The sequence below is a fragment of the Streptomyces huiliensis genome (assembly GCF_020037025.1).
GTDB classification, from domain to species: Bacteria; Actinomycetota; Actinomycetes; order Streptomycetales; family Streptomycetaceae; genus Streptomyces; species Streptomyces huiliensis.
The window spans coordinates 35,379-53,509 of record NZ_JAIQLH010000013.1; the positions used below are offsets into that span (position 1 = coordinate 35,379).

Sequence of the window (18,131 nt, forward strand, 5' to 3'; positions counted from 1 at the left end):
ACGGCCCGGATCGTGCGACGATACCGGCATGAACCGACTGGCCGATTCCCAGTCGCCGTACCTCCTCCAGCACGCCACCAATCCAGTCGACTGGTGGCCATGGGGAGAGGAGGCGATGCAAGAGGCAAAGAGGCGCGACGTACCCATCCTTCTCTCGGTGGGCTATTCGTCGTGCCACTTAGCCGGCTGACCACTGGTGCCACGTCATGGCACGCGAGAGTTTCGAGGACGAGGAGGCCGCCGCCTACCTCAACGAGCACTTCGTCTCCGTCAAGGTCGACCGCGAGGAGCGGCCCGACATCGACGCCGTCTACATGGAGGCGGTGCAGGCGGCCACCGGGCAGGGCGGCTGGCCCATGACGGTCTTTCTGACGCCCGACGCCGAACCGTTCTACTTCGGCACCTACTTCCCGCCCGCTCCGCGGCACGGGATGCCCTCCTTCCGGCAGGTGCTGGAGGGGGTGACGGCCGCTTGGCGTGACCGGCGGGGCGAGGTGGGGGAGGTGGCCGGGCGGATCGTCGACGAGCTGTCGCAGCGGACCCTCGCCGCGGCCGCCGCCGGGGGGCGGCCGCCGGCCGCCGACGAGCTGCACATGGCCTTGATGGCGCTGACCCGTGAGTTCGACGCGGTGCGCGGCGGCTTCGGCGGGGCGCCGAAGTTCCCGCCGTCGATGGTGCTGGAGTTCCTGCTCCGCCACCACGTCCGCACGGGCTCCGCCGCCGCCCTGGACATGGTGACGGCCACCTGCGAGGCCATGGCCCGCGGCGGGATCCACGACCAGCTGGGCGGCGGCTTCGCCCGCTACTCCGTGGACAACGGCTGGGTCGTTCCGCACTTCGAGAAGATGCTGTACGACAACGCCCTGCTGTGCCGCGTCTACGCGCACGTGTGGCGGGCCACCGGTTCGGACCTCGCCCGGCGGGTGGCGCTGGACACGGCCGACTTCCTGGTCCGGGAGATGCGCACCGAGCAGGGCGGCTTCGCCTCCGCCCTGGACGCGGACAGCGACGACGGCCGGGGCCGGCACCGCGAGGGCGCCTATTACGTCTGGACCCCCGAACAGCTCCGGGAGGTGCTCGGGGAGGCGGACGCCGAGCTCGCCGCCGACTACTTCGGTGTCACCGAGGAAGGGACCTTCGAGGAGGGCGCCTCCGTCCTGCAACTACCCGACAGCGAGCGGCTCGTGGACGCCGAGCGGATCGCGTCGATCCGGGAGCGGCTGCTGGCGGCCCGCGCCCGGCGGCCCCGGCCCGGCCGGGACGACAAGATCGTGGCGGGGTGGAACGGCCTGGCCATCGCGGCGCTGGCCGAGACCGGTGCCTACTTCGACCGCCCCGACCTCGTCCAGGCCGCGACGGACGCCGCCGACCTGCTCGTCCGCACCCACATGGACTGGAACGCGCGCCTCTTCCGCACCTCTCTGGACGGTGTCGCCGGTGGCCACGCGGGGGTGCTGGAGGACTACGCGGACGTGGCTGAGGGCTTCCTGGCGCTGTCCGCCGTCACCGGTGAGGGCGTCTGGGTGGACTTCGCGGGACTGCTGCTGGACACCGTCCTGATCCGGTTCCGCGACGAGGAGGGGGCCCTCTTCGACACGGCGGACGACGCCGAGGCCCTCATCCGGCGCCCGCAGGACCCGACGGACAACGCCACCCCGTCCGGCTGGACCGCGGCCGCCGGGGCGCTCCTGACCTACGCGGCGCTCACCGGGAGCGCGCCGCACCGGGAGGCGGCCGAGCGGGCGCTCGGCGTGGTCCGGGTGCTCGGGCCCAAGGCGCCGCGCTTCATCGGCTGGGGCCTGGCGGTGGCGGAGGCGCTGCTCGACGGGCCGCACGAGGTCGCCGTCGTCGGGCCGCACGACGACCCGGCCACCCGGGAGCTGCACCGCACCGCCCTGCTCTCCCAGCGGCCCGGACTGGCCGTCGCCCTGGGCGAGCCGGCCTCCGCGACGGCCGCCGAGGTGCCGCTGCTGGCGGACCGGCCGCTGCTGGCCGGCCGCCCGGCCGCCTATGTGTGCCGCGGCTTCACCTGTGACGCGCCGACCTCGGATCCCGAGGAGCTCGCGGCGAAACTGCGGGGGAGGTGACCCCGCCCGGGGGCGGGGCGGCGTTCAGAGGGTGAGTCCCCGCTCCAGCAGGTCCAGTGCACGGTGCAGGTAGTCGAGCGGATCACCGGTCTGCCCCTCGTCCACCCACACCATCATGGCCTCCTGCGTGGCGGCCAGCACCGTGGTCGCCGCGACCCGCAGTTCGAGATCGTTCTCCGGGCGCCCGGTGCGCTCGGCCAGGACGGTGCACAGGAGGCGTGCCGTCCCGCCCATGCCCTCACCGGAGCGGGCTCGCAGACTGGGGACGTCGCGAATCAGCCGGTTGCGCACCCGCATCTCGGGGCTGTCGCTGCCGAGAATGTCCCGCATGCCCTCCAGGATGGTGTTGCGGATCGCGCGGAGCGGCGGCTCGTCGACCGGACGCGACCGGAGCAGCGCCCCCAGGAGGGGGTCGTGCTCGTCCGTGAGGACGATGTCCTCCTTGGTCGGGAAGTACCGGAAGACGGTGCTGGGCGAGACGTCGGCGGCCTCCGCGATCTGGTCCACCGGCGTCGCGTCGTACCCCTGCTCCTCGAAGAGCCGGTAGGCGGCGGCGCGGATCGCCTGGCGGGTCTGGATCTTCTTCCGTTCGCGCAGCCCGAGCCGGGGGCCCGGCTGGGCGGCGGGGGATGTTGGTGCGGAGGCCATGACCGTCATTGTCCGCCATCCGGCGTTTCGACTGCCACAGCGGTGGCGGGGGCCGCGGCAGTCGCGGGGGCCGTGGCGTGCCCGTCCGGCAGGAAGACCGCCACCAGGGCGGCGGCCAGGAGGGCGACGCAGCCGCAGACCAGCAGCGTCAGGTCCATGCCGTGCAGGTACGCGGCGTCGGCCGAGCGCGCCAGGGCGGTGTCGCCCAGCCGGGCGGCCGTCGCGTGGGCGCTCACGACGCTGTCGTCGGCCACCCCCGCCGCGGCGGCGGACAGCCCGCCGGTGTCCAGCCGGTCGCGGTACGAGGCGGCGAGCAGACTGCCCAGCGCCGCCAGGCCGACCGCGGCGGCCGTCTGGCGGAGCGTCATCATCAGCCCCGAGCCCGTCCCCACCCGTTCCCGGGGCAGGGCGCCGAGGGCCCCGGCCATGGCCGGGATCATGGCGAACCCGAAGCCGAGTCCCACCACGGACAGCCACCCGGCGGTGAAGCCGTAGCCGTCCTCGACCGAGGTGCGGCTGCCGACGAAGGCGGCCGCCGCGATGACGGTCAGGCCGCCGGGGATGACGACACGCCGGCCCAGCCGTTCGACCAGTCGCGGCGCGATCCGGGACGCGGTCAGCAGGCCCAGCGGCATGGGGATGAGGCGCAGTCCGGTGTTGAAGGCGTCGTTGCCCAGGACGCTCTGAAAGTAGGAGGGGAGGACGAACAGCAGGCCGGTGAAGGTGAACATGACCAGGGAGGCGGCGATGCTGTTCCACAGGAACCCGCGGTGGCGGAGCAGTTCGAGGTCGAGCATCGGACGCTCCTGCCGCCGCGAGCGCAGCACCAGCAGGGCGAGCAGGACCACGGCGGCGGCCAGCGTGCCGAGGACGAGCGGGGAGCCCCAGCCGTACCGGGGGCCTTCGGTCACGCCGTAGACGAGTGCGCCGAGGCCGCCGATGGAAAGAATGGTGGTGAGGGCGTCCACCGTGGGGGAGGCGGGGTCGTTGGTCTCGGGTACCAGGAAGCGGCAGGCGATCAGGGCCGCGCCGATGAGCGGAATGTTGATCAGGAAGACCGAACCCCACCAGAAGTGGTCGAGCAGGAACCCTCCGATGATCGGGCCGAGCGGCATGCCCAGCGCGGACGCGGCCGACATCGTGCCGACCGCCTTGTTGCGCTCCTCCGGCGGGAAGATCGCGGGGATGACGGCCATGGAGAGCGGCAGGACCAGCGCGGCGCCGGCGCCCATCACCGCCCGGCCGACGATCACGACGTTCGCGTCGGTGGCGACGGTGCCGACGAGCGCGCCGGCGAGGAAGACGGTCAGGCCGATGCCCAGCATCCGGCGGCGGCCGAAGCGGTCGCCCAGAAGTCCCGCGGGAAGCATCAGGGCGGCGAAGACGACCAGGTAGGAGTCGGCTATCCACTGCAAGGTGCTGGCGTCGGCGCCGAGTTCATCGGCCATGGTGGGCAGGGCGACGTTCAGGATCGTGCCGTCGAAGCCCAGGACGAGCATGCAGGCGACGATCGCGGTCAGGGCCCACCAGCGGCGGGGATCCGGCTGGAGACCTCGCGTGGGCGGGGACAGGGCGGGTGCGGTCGTCACGGGCACGCTCCTTCGAGAGTCGATGGCAAGTGCCAGTAACCCTTAATTGAGAGTTTCTGTCAATACTTGCGGTCTCCGAACGCCTCTCTGACGGGACGCTGATTGTCAGTGGGGTGTGTCACGCTGTGTGCAGGGCAGGGGAACGGTCGGTAAGAGACCGAGTGGGAGGGGTGATCCCTGATGGGTGTCATGGTGAACGCCGTCGCCGCGCTGATCGCGACACTGAGTGTGGGTGCGTACCTGATCGCCGGCGAGGTGGCGGTGGTGGCCGTGGTGCTCGCCGGCGTCGGCGGCCTGGCATGGCGCGTGGCCGCGACCTCGCGGCCGCCGCGCGTCGCGCGCCGGGAACGGACCGCGCCCCGGCCGCTGTCGGACGGCCGGTGGGACGGGTCGTCCGACGCGCGGAACGGGGCGCGGAGGGGGGCGCTCAGGGGAGCGCGGAGGGAAGGGGGGCGGTCAGCCGTGCGTATAGGCCACCAGAGAGATGCCGACGTAGTGCACGACGAAGGCCGCCAGCGTCAGTGAGTGGAACACCTCGTGGAAACCGAACCAGCGGGGTGACGGATTGGGGCGCTTGATGCCGTAGATGACGCCGCCCGCGCTGTAGAGGAGGCCGCCGACGATCACCAGGACGAGCACGGCGATGCCGCCCTTGCGCAGGAAGTCGGGCAGGAAGAAGACGGCCGCCCAGCCCATCGCGATGTAACAGGGGGTGTAGAGCCAGCGCGGCGCGCCGACCCAGAAGACCCGGAAGGCGATGCCGGCCGCGGCCGCGGCCCAGACCGCCCACAGCAGCAACTGGCCGCGGCCGCCCGGCACCAGGAGCATTGTCAGGGGCGTGTAGGTGCCCGCGATGATCAGGAAGATGTTGGCGTGGTCGAGGCGGCGGAGCACGGCCGTGACCCGGGGGCTCCAGTCGCCGCGGTGGTACAGGGCGCTGATGCCGAACAGCAGGCACGCGGTGAGGACGTAGACGGCGCAGGCGATCCGGCCGCGGGTGCTGTCCGCGAGCGCGGTCAGGAAGACGCCGGAGATCAGGACGGCGGGGAACATTCCTGCGTGCAGCCAGCCGCGGAGCCGCGGCTTGACGACTGCCGACAGGGGTTCGGGACAAGAGGGGGAAGGCGCGGTGGTCGCGGCACCGGCGGGAGTTGCGGGCGCGACGTGCGCCGCGTCGGACGCGGGTGTCATGGCCCAATGTTACCTACGCCACCGTAGGTTACGGACCGGTATCACGTGGCGATGGTCACGGGAGTGCCCCCTGGACAGAACCGAAACGGAGTCGGATGATCAAATGAGTGCGGGCGGCACCGGATGAGCGGTCACGAAGCGTCTGGGTCGCAGCCCCCAAGGGGCGAATGTGCAGAAACGGACCAACTGTCGGGTCAGGCACGCGGATGGTCCGTTCCACCCTCAACATGCGACGCCGGGCGCCTCCTGGGTCCCCGGCGGGACGGAGCGATCGTGGCGCGCGCAAATGCGGCTCCCACCACCCCCACCAACCACCAGGAGCTGATCTCCTGGGTAGACGAGATCGCCGCCCTCACCCAGCCGGACCGGGTCGTCTGGTGCGACGGATCCGAGGCCGAGTACGAGCGCCTGTGCGAGGAGCTCGTCGCCAAGGGCACCTTCCGGAAGCTCGACCCCGTCAAGCGCCCCAACTCGTACTACGCCGCCTCCGACCCCACGGACGTGGCCCGCGTCGAGGACCGTACGTTCATCTGCTCCGCCAAGGAGGAGGACGCCGGCCCGACCAACCACTGGAAGGACCCCGCCGAGATGCGGGAGATCTTCCAGGGCGAGAAGGGCGTCTTCCGCGGCTCGATGCGCGGCCGCACCATGTACGTCGTGCCCTTCTGCATGGGCCCGCTCGGCTCGCCGCTCTCCGCGATCGGCGTCGAGATCACCGACTCCGCGTACGTCGCCGTCTCCATGCGCACCATGACCCGCATGGGACAGCCGGTCCTCGACGAGCTGGGCCCCGACGGCTTCTTCGTCAAGGCCGTCCACACGCTCGGCGCCCCGCTGGCCGAGGGCGAGGCCGACGTCCCCTGGCCGTGCAACTCCACCAAGTACATCTCGCACTTCCCCGAGGACCGCGAGATCTGGTCCTACGGCTCCGGCTACGGCGGCAACGCCCTGCTGGGCAAGAAGTGCTACGCCCTGCGCATCGCCTCCGTCATGGCCCGTGACGAGGGCTGGCTCGCCGAGCACATGCTCATCCTCAAGCTCACCCCGCCGCAGGGCGAGGCCAAGTACGTGGCCGCCGCCTTCCCGTCCGCCTGCGGCAAGACCAACCTCGCCATGCTGGAACCCACCGTCCCTGGCTGGACGGTGGAGACCATCGGCGACGACATCGCCTGGATGCGCTTCGGCGAGGACGGCCGGCTCTACGCGATCAACCCCGAGGCGGGCTTCTTCGGCGTCGCGCCCGGCACCGGCGAGCACACCAACGCCAACGCCATGAAGACCCTCTGGGGCAACGCGGTCTTCACCAACGTCGCCCTGACCGACGACGGCGACGTGTGGTGGGAGGGCATGACCGAGGAGGCGCCCGCGCACCTCACCGACTGGAAGGGCAACGACTGGACGCCGGAGTCCGGCACCCCGGCCGCCCACCCCAACGCCCGCTTCACCGTCCCCGCCGCCCAGTGCCCGATCATCGCGCCCGAGTGGGAGGACCCCAAGGGCGTGCCGATCTCGGCCATCCTCTTCGGCGGCCGCCGGGCCTCGGCCGTGCCGCTGGTCACCGAGTCCTTCAGCTGGCAGCACGGCGTCTTCATCGGCGCCAACGTCGCCTCCGAGAAGACCGCCGCCGCCGAGGGCAAGGTCGGCGAGCTGCGCCGCGACCCCTTCGCCATGCTGCCGTTCTGCGGCTACAACATGGGCGACTACATGGGGCACTGGGTCAAGATCGGCCAGGCCGCAGCCGAGCGCGGCGACGAGGCCAAGCTGCCGAAGATCTACTACGTCAACTGGTTCCGCAAGGACGCGGGCGGCCGCTTCGTGTGGCCCGGCTTCGGTGAGAACGGCCGGGTGCTCAAGTGGATCGTCGAGCGCCTGGACGGCAAGGCGGACGGCGTCGAGACGCCGATCGGCGTCCTGCCGACGCGCGCGGCGCTCGACACGAACGGCCTGGACATCGCCGACGCCGACCTCGACCTGCTGCTCTCGGTCGACAAGGAGGTCTGGCGCGAGGAGGCCGCGCTGGTGCCGGAGCACCTCAACACCTTCGGTGAGCACACGCCGAAGGAGCTGTGGGACGAGTACCGGGCGCTGGTGAAGCGCCTGGGCTGAGGGTGACAGGGCGTGGACCGGGAGGTTGTCCGGTCCCGCCCTGCCGTGTTTTCCGAGGCGGATCGGCTTTTCCGAGGCGGGGCGACGCCCCGACCGGGGCGCGTCCGGCTCAGACGTCGTCGGTGATCCCCAGCGCCGCCGCGTGCGCTCGCAGCCGTCCCTCGGCCAGCGCCGCTCCGGCGGCGTCGCCGCGCGAACCGGCGACCACCAGGGCCTGGCCGGCCAGCATGTGCGCCCGCTGGTGCAGGGCGTGGACGCGGGCCGGGCCGCCGCCGGACGCCGTGGGCACGGCCCGCAATGGGGCGTGCCCGCCGCGCAGCCGCTCGACCCGGGCGGCCAGCCGCCGGGCGGCGTCGTCCAGGTCGGCGGACGGGGCCAGGGCCCGCAGTTCGTCGGTCACGGTGAGCAGCGCGGTCAGGTGTCCGGCGAGCCGGATGTCGAGCTCCTGCCCCCGGGAGCGGCGCGGCCCGTGGCCGCCGCGCACGGGTTCGGCCATGGTGTGGACCGACTTGGTGCGGATCGGTTCGTACATGGATGGCCTCCTGTCCTCCTTAGAAGGCCATCCTAACTTAGATTCTGTCTAAAGTTGTGTCCGTGTGAAGAGTGGGCAGGGTCAGGGCTGGCTGTAGCCCTCCAGGAACGTGCCGATCCGGGTCACCGCGTCCGCCATGTCCTTGGCGTTCGGCAGCGTGACTAGGCGGAAGTGGTCCGGCTCCGGCCAGTTGAAGCCCGTGCCGTGGACGACCATGATCTTCTCGGCCCGCAGCAGGTCCAGCACCATCTGCCGGTCGTCCTTGATCTTGTAGACCTTGGGGTCGAGCCGCGGGAACGCGTACAGCGCGCCCTTCGGCTTCACACACGTCACGCCGGGGATCTGGGTCAGCAGCTCGTGCGCCACGTCCCGCTGCTCCAGCAGCCGGCCGCCCGGCAGGACCAGTTCGTTGATCGACTGCCGGCCGCCGAGGGCGGTGGCCACCGCGTACTGGGCGGGCATGTTGGCGCAGAGCCGCATGTTGGCCAGGATCGTCAGGCCCTCGATGTAGCTGTCCGCGTGGGCCTTCGGGCCGCACACCGCCATCCAGCCGCTGCGGTAGCCCGCGACCCGGTACGCCTTCGACAGGCCGTTGAAGGTGAGGGTCAGCAGGTCGGGGGCGAGGGCGGCGGTCGGGGTGTGGGTCACGCCGTCGTAGAGGATCTTGTCGTAGATCTCGTCGGAGCAGACGATCAGGTTGTGCCGGCGGGCGATCTCCGTGAGTCCGCGCAGCATCTCGTCGTCGTAGACGGCGCCCGTGGGGTTGTTGGGGTTGATGATGACGAGCGCCTTGGTGCGGTCGGTGACCTTGCGCTCGATGTCGGCCAGGTCCGGCATCCAGTCGGACTGCTCGTCGCAGCGGTAGTGCACCGCCGTGCCGCCCGCCAGCGAGACCGACGCCGTCCACAGCGGGTAGTCCGGCGCCGGGACGAGCACCTCGTCGCCGTCGTCGAGCAGCGCCTGCATCGACATCTGGATCAGCTCCGAGACGCCGTTGCCCAGGTACACGTCCTCGACGGACAGCTCGATGCCCTTGGTCTCGTAGTGCTGCACCACCGCGCGCCGGGCCGAGAGCAGACCCTTGGCGTCGCCGTAGCCGTGCGCGTCGCCGACGTTGCGCAGCATGTCCTCCAGGATCTCCGGAGGGCACTCGAAGCCGAAGATCGCCGGGTTGCCGGTGTTGAGCTTGAGGATGCGATGGCCCGCCGCCTCCAGCCGCATCGCCTCCTCCAGCACCGGACCACGGATCTCGTAGCAGACATTGGCGAGTTTCGTTGACTGGATCACCTGCATGACGGCCACCATACGGGGGCGCGCGACGCCGCGCGCGAGCTTTCGGGACGCACCCGGCGCGTGCGATCACCGCTGTTCAGGGGTGGTTCAGGGCGCCGGAGCGCGCCGGACGGCACGGCCCGCCAACACCTCCGTCCGCCGTCCGTCTTCCATCGCAAAGCGTCCGGCAATCAGGACATAAGGAATGCCGGTCGGAAGCCGCCGAGGATCTTCGAAAGTGGCACCGGCGGCGACCGTCTCCGGATCGAAGAGCACAAGATCGGCCCGGCGCCCCACCCGCACGAGACCCCGGTCCGACAGCCGCAGCCGGGCCGCGGGCCGGGACGTGAGATGCGCCACGCACTCCTCCAGGGAGAGGATCCCCAGCTCGCGCACGTAGTGCCCGAGGTAGTGCGGAAAGGTGCCGTACGCCCGGGGATGCGGCTTGGCGCCGTGCAGGATGCCGTCGCTCCCGCCCGTGTGCGCCGGGTGGCGCATGATCTCCCGGACGTTCCCCTCGTGCCCGACGTGCAGCAGGACCGTCGTCCCGAGCCGGTCCTCGACCAGCAGTCGGCGGGCCGTCGCCCAGGGCTCCTCGCCCCGCTCGCGGGCCAGCCCCGCGATCGTCCGGCCCGCGTACCGCGGGGCCCGCCGCTCGTCGGCGACCCCCGACACCTCGACCGCCGCCCAGTCGACGGGCACCCCGTGGGAGCCGTCCGAACCCGCCACCTCCAGGGCGTACCGGATCCGGGCCGACGTAGCGTCGTCGCGCAGCCGCGCCAGCACCGCGTCCGGGCCCCCCTCGGCCGCCCAGCTCGGCAGCAGCGACGCGAGCGTGGTGCAGCCGGGAGTGTAGGGATAACTGTCGAGCGTGAGATCCACCCCGCCGGCGCGCGCGGCGTCGAGCAGGCGCAGCAGCTCCGGCGCGCGCCCTTCGTTCCCCGCGAAGTTCAGAACGGTGTGCGCGAGGTGCAGCGCGCAGCCCGCGCCCCTCGCCACCTCGACCATCTCCTCATACGCCCGCACGGCGCGCGCGCCGTACGAACGGTGGTGCGGACAGAAGTACCCGCCGTACCGCGCGACCACCCGGCACAGCTCGGTCAGCTCGGCGTCGTCCGCGTACATGCCCGGCGGATAGGTGAGCCCCGCCGACAGGCCCACGGCCCCTTCCTCCAGCCCCTCCGCCACCAGCCGCCGCATCCGTCCCAGCTCGGCGTCCGTCGCCGGGCGGTCCTCCCAGCCGACCACCAGCATCCGGACGGTCCCGTGCGGCACCAGGTACGCGGCGTCGACCGCGATCCCCTCGCCGCCGAACCCGTGGTCGAGCCGGTCCAGGAACTCGCCCGTCGAGCGCCAGGTGAAGTCGACGTCCTCGCCGGCACCGTTCCACCCGGCGATCTGCGCCCGCACCTCGGCGAGCGTCCGGTCGTCCACCGGCGCGTACGACAGCCCGTCCTGCCCGAGCACCTCCAGCGTCACCCCCTGCGCGACCTTGGCCTCGTGCCCGGGATCACGCAGCAGGGCCAGATCGCTGTGCGCGTGCATGTCCACGAAGCCGGGGGCCAGCGCGAGGCCGTGCGCGTCGACGGTCCGCCGCGCGCTCGGACGGTCGCCCGCCCCCTCGCGGACGATCGCGGCGATCCGGCCGCCGTCCACGCCGACGTCGGCACGGAACGACGGGCTACCACCGCCGTCGACGAGCCGGACGTCCCGGAAGACCGTTTCCATGTGCGGCCGCCTTTCGCCGCCGCCGAACCGGCGGCGCCCTCGGAAGGTACGGACCCGGCGGAACGCCCGGACGGCGCCGGCCCGGCGGAGACCGCGGCCCACCGCCGGCCCTCCGGCCGCGTCAGGCGCTCCTCCGGTCGGGCACATCCGGACCCTACGTCCGCCGGTCCTCTTCCGGCACCCCCGAAGCCTGAAGGCCCCGATGCCCGACGCCTCCCGAGCGCGGCTGCTGTTGGGCTGCCCGGCCCGCCGTCTTGGAAGAACGTCCGCTTCCGAAGAACGTCCGCTTCCGAAGAACGTCCGCTTCCGAAGAACGTCCGCTTCCGAAGAACGCCCGCCTCGGAGAAAACGCCCGCCTCAGAAAAACGTCCGCACGTACTCCGTCACCGTCCCGCCCGCGTCCACCACCGGAATCATCGGCCACTTGTCGAAGGCCGTGCAGGGGTGGGAGATGCCCAGGCCCACCCAGTCACCCACCTCCAGCGGGTCGTCGGCGGGCAGGGAGACGAAGGCGTGCTGGTCGGCGAGGCCCGTGATCGTCATGTGGCCCGCGGGGCGCTCGGCGCCGTCGCGCTCGGAGCGGACGACCTGCGGTTCGGGGAAGCCGAGGTCGTAAGGGGCGTCACGCTTACCAGCGTTGAGGTAGGCGCGGCCCGGTTCCGGGCGGGAGACGCACTGGGCCCAGAGCCGGAAGGCGGGGAGGAGGGCGCCCTCCGCCGGGTGGCGCGCGAACGGGGTCTTGCGGCGGTACTGGCCGTCGTCGTGGGTGACGTACGCGCCGGAGCGCAGCAGCTTGAGCACCGGCGCGGACAGCGCCGGAAGCTCTCCGAAGACCTCGGCGACCGTGTCGAACCACGAACTGCCGCCCGCGCTGACCACGATCTCCTCGACCCCGGCGAACCGCCCGGCCGCGTCGAACTCCGCGGCCAGCGACGTCAGATCGCGCAACCAGGCCCGGACCTTCGCCTCGTCGGCGTCCGGGACCTCCGCCTCGTACCCGGCGACGCCCACCAGACGCAACGTTTCCGCGGCCGCCACCGCGTCGGCGACCAGTGCGCCGTCCGCGGCCGTGCGGACGCCCGTCCGGCCGCCCGCGGCGCCGAGTTCGACGACGACGTCCAGCGGCCGGCCGGCCCCGGCGCCGCGCAGGGCCGCGTCCATCAGCTCGACGCCGCGCACGGAGTCCACGTAGACGACGACCCGGAAGTCCGGGTCGGCGGCGAGTTCGCCGGCCAGCCAGCGGAGCGCGGCGGCGTCCACGACCTGGTTGGCGAGGAAGATCCGCTGGATGCCGAAGGCCCGGTAGACGCGGGCCTGCGCGGGCACGGCGGCGGTGATGCCCCAGGCGCCGTGCGCGAGCTGCCGCGCGAAGAGGCGCGGGGCCATGGACGTCTTGCCGTGCGGCGCGAAGGCGAGGTCGTGCTCGGCGGACCAGCGCTCCATCAGCGCGAGGTTGTGGTCCAGCGCCTCGGCGGAGAGGGTCAGCACCGGGGTGGTGAAACCGCCGGTGAACAGGGAGCGCCGCTGGGCCGTGAGGGCGCCGACGGTCAGCCCCTCCGCGTCCGGGGGCAGTCCCTTGAAACGGTGGTCCACCGGCTCGTGGGCGAGCCGGGCCAGGGCGTCGTCGGCGACGGCCATCGAGCCTCCTCGTGGGTACGGGTCCGGTGCGGCGTCCGTTGCGCACACCGCTCGCGGCTGTCTAACATCCGGCGGAAGGCCAGGTCAACGATGGTCCACGGGCTGGGAGGCGCGGTGCCGGGGCCGTCGTCGGCGCGGCGATCCGACGACGAAGGCGATGCCGTGCGGACGACGCGGGTGCCGCCGTGACGATGACGAAGGCGATGCCATGACCGAGAAGACCGCCGTCACCCCCGCCGGCCACACCACCCCGCCCGCCCGGTTCTCGCACGGCGTGCGCAAGGGGAACATCCTCCAGGTCGCGGGCCAGGTCGGCTTCCTGCCCGCCGGGTCCGGCGAGGCGCCCGTCGTGGCCGGCCCCGGGCTCCGGGAGCAGACGCTGCGGACGCTCGACAACGTGCTGGCGGTGCTGGAGGCGGGCGGGTCCTCGTGGGAGGACGTGGTGATGCTGCGCGTCTACCTCACCGACACGGACCACTTCGCCGAGTTCAACGCGCTCTACGACGCCTACTTCGCCGACCTGAAGGGCGTCCCGGCGGCCCGGACGACGGTGTACGTCGGGCTCCCGGCCGGTCTGCTCGTCGAGATCGACGCCCTCGCCGTCCTGGACTGAGCGAACGGGCCCGTCTGGGCTGAGCGAACGGGCCCGTGTGCGTCACGGGCCCGCCCGGTTCTTGCCTGCTTCCCTACCGCTTCGCGCAGTACTGCTGCTCCTTTCCGATCGACCGGTACATGCAGTCCGCGTTCTCCAGCAGCTGGAGCACCGCGTCCCGGTTGCGCGCCGTCTCCCGGTCGATCACCGAGGCCGGCGGGTAGAAGCCGCCGCCGCCCGCGCCGGTCGGGTACATCTCGAAGGTGTAGGCGAAGATCTTCTGGTCGCCCCACAGCCAGTCGTCGATGGTGCCGTCGGTGATGTAGAGGTCGCTCGACTGCTCGGGCGTGTACCCGTTGCTGGCCGCCATCGCCTTGCCCACCTTGGCGAACGCGTCGTGGTCGTCCTGCGTCATGCCCGACGCCGTGTCGTTGTACGTCCAGCCGAACGGCCACATCACCAGTTCGCTGTAGGTGTGGAAGTCGATCGCGGCCTTGATCCGCTGCTTGCCGCCGACGACCCGGCCGCGCACGAAGTCGGCGACGACCTTGACCTCGGGCGCCGACTCGGCGGCGCGGCCGCGGTACGTCTCGGACCCGGTGCTGCCGGAGGAGCCGCCGCAGCAGCCCCACTTGTAGTTCCAGTTGCGGTTGAGGTCCGTGCCGACGTTCGAGGAGCCGGAGTTGGGCTGCCGGTTCTTGCGCCAGTTGCGGTACGTGCCGGTGGCGATGTCGTATTCGCCACCGTCGGGGTTGACATCCGGGACGATCCAGATCACCCGCTCGTCGACCATCTTGGTGATCCGGGGGTCGGAGCCGTAGCCCTTGCCGAACTCGTTCAGCAGGTAGAGGGCCATCTCGACGGTGAGGTGCTCGCGCGCGTGCTGGTGGTGGGTGAACAGCACCTCGGGCTTGGCCTCGTCGGGCTTCACGCCCGAGCTGATCCGGACGGCGACGATGTCGCGGCCCTCCTGGCTCTTGCCGATGACCCGCTTGCTCATGAACGAGGGGTGGGCCGCGATGCCGGCGTCGATCTCCGCCGTCATCTCGCGGTAGTTGTGGTACTTGGCGTCGCGCGACGGGAAGTCGTGCGGGACGGGCCGTTCGCCCGCGCCGCGGTCGGGCGGGCCGGGCAGTTCGGTCACGCGGTGCCCGAGGGCGCGGACGCGGTCGGCCTGGGCCGCGTTCGCCGTGATGACGACGGTGTTCCCGTGGACGGCGTCGACGGACGCGCCGGTCGCCGCGACGGCGGTGCGCTGGGCGGCGGTGCGCGGGCCCGTCACCTCGTACGAGGCGGTGCGCGGGTCCGTCATCTCGTACGAGTGGGCCGTCCCGGTCCGCGAGTCGCCCGCCGAGGAGATGGCGGGGGCGGCCGAGACAAGGGGGACGAGAGAGGCGAGGGAGAGGACAGTGGCGAGGGCGGCTGCCCGGCCGCCGGGTGAACGCGGTCGCATGACGGCCTCCTGGAGGCTCTGGTGTGTGCGACGGGTGGGGGGTGTGGCCGGGGGTGCTTCGCCAGTGTCAAGAGAATGACATGAGCAGGTCAAGGACTGCGGTGCGAGGGGTTCCGGCCAACTTCGCCGTCACTCCGGTCCGATTGATTGCGTGCGACCTCAAGGTCACCAACAATGCACATGCCAAATCGGAACGCATTCCGTCCGGAGAGGACCACCCCCCATGAGACGACCTCTCGTCGGCGTACTCACCACCCTGCTGCTCGGCGGCGCGGCCGTGACCGGCGTCGCCGCCGCCCCCGCGGGCGCCGCGCCGCAGACGGCCGACGCCCCGCGGGCAGCCGCGCCGGCCGCGCCGCCCACCGAGGCCAAGGCCAAACCCAAAGCCGTCGACTTCGCCGGCACCGTCGCCCTCAGCAACTGCTCCGGCTCGCTGATACGCCTCCCCAACTCGGCCGACAGCGACCCGGGCCTCGTGCTCACCAACGGGCACTGCCTGGAGACCGGCATGCCGGGCCCGGGCGACGTCATCGTCGACAAGGCGTCGTCCCGCACCTTCACGCTGCTCAACTCCACCGCGGGCAAGGCCGCCACGCTCCGCGCGAGCAAGATCGCCTACGCGACGATGACCGACACCGACGTCACCCTCTACCAGCTCACCACCAGCTACGCGCAGATCAAGAAGAGCTCCGGGATCGACGCCCTCAAACTCTCCGCCGACCACCCCGTCACCGGCACGCCGATCAAGGTCGTCTCGGGCTACTGGAAGCGGATCTACTCCTGCAACGTGGACGGCTTCGTCCACGAGCTCCGCGAGGGCGACTGGACCTGGAAGGACTCGCTGCGCTACACGTCCTCCTGCAACACCATCGGGGGGACCTCCGGTTCGCCGGTCATCGACGTCAACACCGGCAAGGTGATCGCCGTCAACAACACCGGCAACGAGAGCGGCGAGCGGTGCACGATGAACAACCCGTGCGAGGTGGACGAGAACGGCAAGGTCACCGTCCGGCGCGGCATCAACTACGCCGAGCAGACCTACGGCATCGCCAAGTGCGTGACCACCGGCAACAGGATCGACCTGAGCCTGCCGGGCTGCGCGCTGCCCAAGCCGTGACGCCGTCGGCGTGACGAAGGGCCCGCCGGGGGATTCCGGCGGGCCCCTTCAGCCGCGTCCGTGGGTCGTTACGGCAGGCCGTGGACGTGCGGGCCGACCGCGTTGGACCAGGCGTTGCCGTTGCTCGCGTCCCAGTTCGTCGACCAGGTCATCGCGCCCCGGATGCCCGGGTAGGTCTTCGCGGGCTTGAACGAGCCGCAGCCGGTGCCCTTGGCCAGGCAGTCCAGGGCGTTGTTCACCACGGACGGGTCCACGTAGCCGCTGCCGGCGCCGCGCGGCGAGGCGGGCAGGCCGAGGCCGACCTGCGAGGGCGCCAGTCCACCCTCCAGCTGGATGCAGGCGAGCGCGGTGAGGAAGTCGACGGACCCCTGGGAGTACACCCTGCCGTCGCAGCCCAGCATGGAACCGCTGTTGTAGAACTGCGTGTTGACGACGGTCAGGATGTCCTTGACGTTCAGCGCCGTCTTGAAGTAGCTCGCCGACGTCGACTGCATGTCGAGCGTCTGCGGCGCCATCGTGATCACGAGTTTGTCGCCGGCCTTCGCCGACAGGGCGCGCAGGGCCTGCGTCATGTACGTCGGGTCGAGCCCGTTCTCCAGGTCGATGTCGACGCCGTCGAAGCCGTACTTCCGCATCAGCCGGTACACGCTGTCCGCGAAGTTGGCGGCGGACGCGGCGTCGTTGACGCGCACGCTGCCACGCTCGCCGCCGACGGATATGACCACCGACTTGCCGGCCGCCCGTTTGGCCGCGATGTCGGCCATGAAGTCCGCCTCGCTGTAGCGCAGACCCGGGTCGAGGGCGAAGTCCACGGCGCCCGGGGTGCTGGTGGCGTCGGCGAAGGCGACGGCGATGATGTCGTACTGGGCCTGGACGTCGCTGATGCGCTGGACCTTGGCGCCGTTGTCGAAGTTCTGCCAGTAGCCCGTCACCGCGTGCTTCGGCGTCGTCGGCTGTCCGCCGCCCGCGGCCGTCGTGGCCGTGATCTCGCCGGAACGGGGCGACTCGCCAGCCGCGTTGACCGCCGTCACCTGGAAGCGGTACGTCGTGGAGGGCGCGAGTCCGGTGGCCGTCGCCGAGGCGCCGGTGACCGACTGCGTCTTCACGCCGTCGCGGTAGACCTGGTAGCCGGTGGCGCCGGTGACCGGGGTCCAGGACAGGTCCACGGACGAGGACGTGGTCCGGCCGGCCGTCAGGCCGCCGGGGGCGGACGGCACCGGGTCGCCGGGGTCGCCCGGATCGCCTGGGCCGCCGCCCGGGCCGGTGAGGGTGACGTCGTCGGCGAAGTAGGCGCTCTGGCCGTACCAGCCGTGCGTGTAGACGGTGACGGAGGTGGTGTTGGGGCCGGTGGTGAAGGAGGTGGTGAGTTCCTTCCAGTTCGAGCCCGTTCCCGGCGTCCAGGTGGAGACGTCGGTGGTGCCGGTGCCGCTCGCGCCCAGGTACACGTACGAGCCCTGCGCCCAGGCGCTCAACCGGTAGGCGGAGCCGGGTTTGACGGCGACGGTCTGCGCGCAGCGGGCGTTGTCGAGTCCACTCGGCACGGCCTTGAGGGCGGCGGTGCCGGAGTGGGTGGGGGTGCCGGTGGTACCGCTGTCGCCGGAGCAGGTCCAGGGGGAGAGGCCGTTCTCGAAGCCGGCGTTCTTGAGGAGGTTGGGCTCGGCCTGCGCTGAGGGGGCCGCGTGCGCGGGACCGGCGCCGGTGAGAGCCGCGCCGCCTGTGGCCAGGGCGAGGGCGGTGAGGAGACCGCCGAGGCGGCGGTTTCGCCTGGGGGCGCGGCGGGCCGTTCTGGGGCGCGCGTCAGGACATGAGTGATCCACTACTGCCTCCGGTGGGGGGAGAGTTGAGACGGTGAGTGGGGGGTATCGCTGGGGAGGGGGGTGGTCACCGTCTGGTGCGTGAGGATGGTCCAGACCAATCCATCCGTCAAGGGGATCGGTGGGGAGCGGCGTGGTTCACCCGTGGCCGTCGGGGGTCGGTGCCGGACCGGTCTCGTACGGAATGGAGCCGATCTCCGTCCGGAACCGGTCCGGAGAGGGCGGGAAGGGGCCGGACCGGGCCGGTTCGGAGGAACTGTTCCGAGCCGCCTCGTTCGTGGATAAAGTGCGGGGCGCCGACGTGCGCGGGGCGTCGGCGCCGAACGGAGACGATCCATGGCCACCGGGACGCCTGGGGCCGGAG

At 71.8% G+C, this 18,131-nt stretch carries 12 protein-coding genes and 1 pseudogene; 4 read left to right on the forward strand and 9 right to left on the reverse strand.

Annotated features, from left to right (window positions below):
• Positions 1-28 precede the first annotated feature (28 nt).
• Positions 29-2,087, forward strand: a pseudogene (locus tag JNW98_RS03535) (thioredoxin domain-containing protein).
• 24 nt (positions 2,088-2,111) lie between these two features.
• Here JNW98_RS03535 and JNW98_RS03540 read toward each other — a convergent pair.
• The 3 genes from JNW98_RS03540 to trhA form a co-directional block, all read right to left on the reverse strand.
• Positions 2,112-2,744, reverse strand: a complete 633-nt coding sequence (locus tag JNW98_RS03540; RefSeq protein WP_223766573.1) for a TetR/AcrR family transcriptional regulator — start codon at positions 2,742-2,744, stop codon at positions 2,112-2,114.
• A complete protein-coding gene (locus tag JNW98_RS03545; RefSeq protein ID WP_263420371.1) occupies positions 2,741-4,234 on the reverse strand; it encodes an MFS transporter in 1,494 nt (497 codons plus the stop codon). The genes JNW98_RS03540 and JNW98_RS03545 overlap by 4 nt, the downstream gene beginning before the upstream one ends.
• 546 nt (positions 4,235-4,780) lie before the next feature.
• The gene (trhA, locus tag JNW98_RS03550) at positions 4,781-5,515 is read right to left on the reverse strand and encodes a PAQR family membrane homeostasis protein TrhA (RefSeq protein ID WP_223766575.1); all 735 of its coding nucleotides are present in this window, start codon (positions 5,513-5,515) and stop codon (positions 4,781-4,783) included.
• A 273-nt stretch (positions 5,516-5,788) separates the two neighbouring features.
• Between trhA and JNW98_RS03555 the strand changes: the two genes are divergently transcribed.
• On the forward strand, positions 5,789-7,621 hold the full coding sequence (locus tag JNW98_RS03555) for a phosphoenolpyruvate carboxykinase (GTP) (RefSeq protein WP_223766576.1): 1,833 nt from the start codon (positions 5,789-5,791) through the stop codon (positions 7,619-7,621).
• 109 nt (positions 7,622-7,730) lie between these two features.
• Here the strand turns inward: JNW98_RS03555 and JNW98_RS03560 are convergent, their stop codons facing one another.
• The 4 genes from JNW98_RS03560 to JNW98_RS03575 all read right to left on the reverse strand — a co-directional run bounded on the left by JNW98_RS03560 (position 7,731) and on the right by JNW98_RS03575 (position 12,791).
• A complete protein-coding gene (locus JNW98_RS03560) occupies positions 7,731-8,153 on the reverse strand; it encodes an SCO4983 family protein (RefSeq protein ID WP_223766577.1) in 423 nt (140 codons plus the stop codon).
• An 81-nt stretch (positions 8,154-8,234) separates the two neighbouring features.
• Complete coding sequence (locus JNW98_RS03565) at positions 8,235-9,446, reverse strand: pyridoxal phosphate-dependent aminotransferase (RefSeq protein ID WP_223766578.1); 1,212 nt, start codon at positions 9,444-9,446, stop codon at positions 8,235-8,237.
• An 87-nt stretch (positions 9,447-9,533) separates the two neighbouring features.
• A complete protein-coding gene (locus JNW98_RS03570) occupies positions 9,534-11,153 on the reverse strand; it encodes an N-acyl-D-amino-acid deacylase family protein (RefSeq protein ID WP_223766579.1) in 1,620 nt (539 codons plus the stop codon).
• A 357-nt stretch (positions 11,154-11,510) separates the two neighbouring features.
• Positions 11,511-12,791: an amino acid deaminase gene (locus JNW98_RS03575; protein WP_223766580.1), complete on the reverse strand. Its 1,281-nt coding sequence runs from the start codon at positions 12,789-12,791 to the stop codon at positions 11,511-11,513.
• A 208-nt stretch (positions 12,792-12,999) separates the two neighbouring features.
• Between JNW98_RS03575 and JNW98_RS03580 the strand changes: the two genes are divergently transcribed.
• Positions 13,000-13,404, forward strand: coding sequence for a RidA family protein (locus JNW98_RS03580; protein ID WP_223766581.1), 405 nt, complete (start codon positions 13,000-13,002; stop codon positions 13,402-13,404).
• Between the two features lie 73 nt (positions 13,405-13,477).
• Here the strand turns inward: JNW98_RS03580 and JNW98_RS03585 are convergent, their stop codons facing one another.
• Positions 13,478-14,836 (reverse strand): M14 family metallopeptidase, encoded by a 1,359-nt coding sequence (locus tag JNW98_RS03585; protein WP_223766582.1) that lies wholly within the window; start codon positions 14,834-14,836, stop codon positions 13,478-13,480.
• A gap of 223 nt (positions 14,837-15,059) precedes the next feature.
• On the opposite strand from JNW98_RS03585, the gene JNW98_RS03590 reads away from it, so the two are divergent.
• A complete protein-coding gene (locus tag JNW98_RS03590; protein WP_223766583.1) occupies positions 15,060-15,953 on the forward strand; it encodes a trypsin-like serine peptidase in 894 nt (297 codons plus the stop codon).
• Positions 15,954-16,021: 68 nt separating this feature from the next.
• Here the strand turns inward: JNW98_RS03590 and JNW98_RS03595 are convergent, their stop codons facing one another.
• Positions 16,022-17,770, reverse strand: a complete 1,749-nt coding sequence (locus tag JNW98_RS03595) for a chitinase (protein WP_223766584.1) — start codon at positions 17,768-17,770, stop codon at positions 16,022-16,024.
• Positions 17,771-18,131 lie beyond the last annotated feature (361 nt).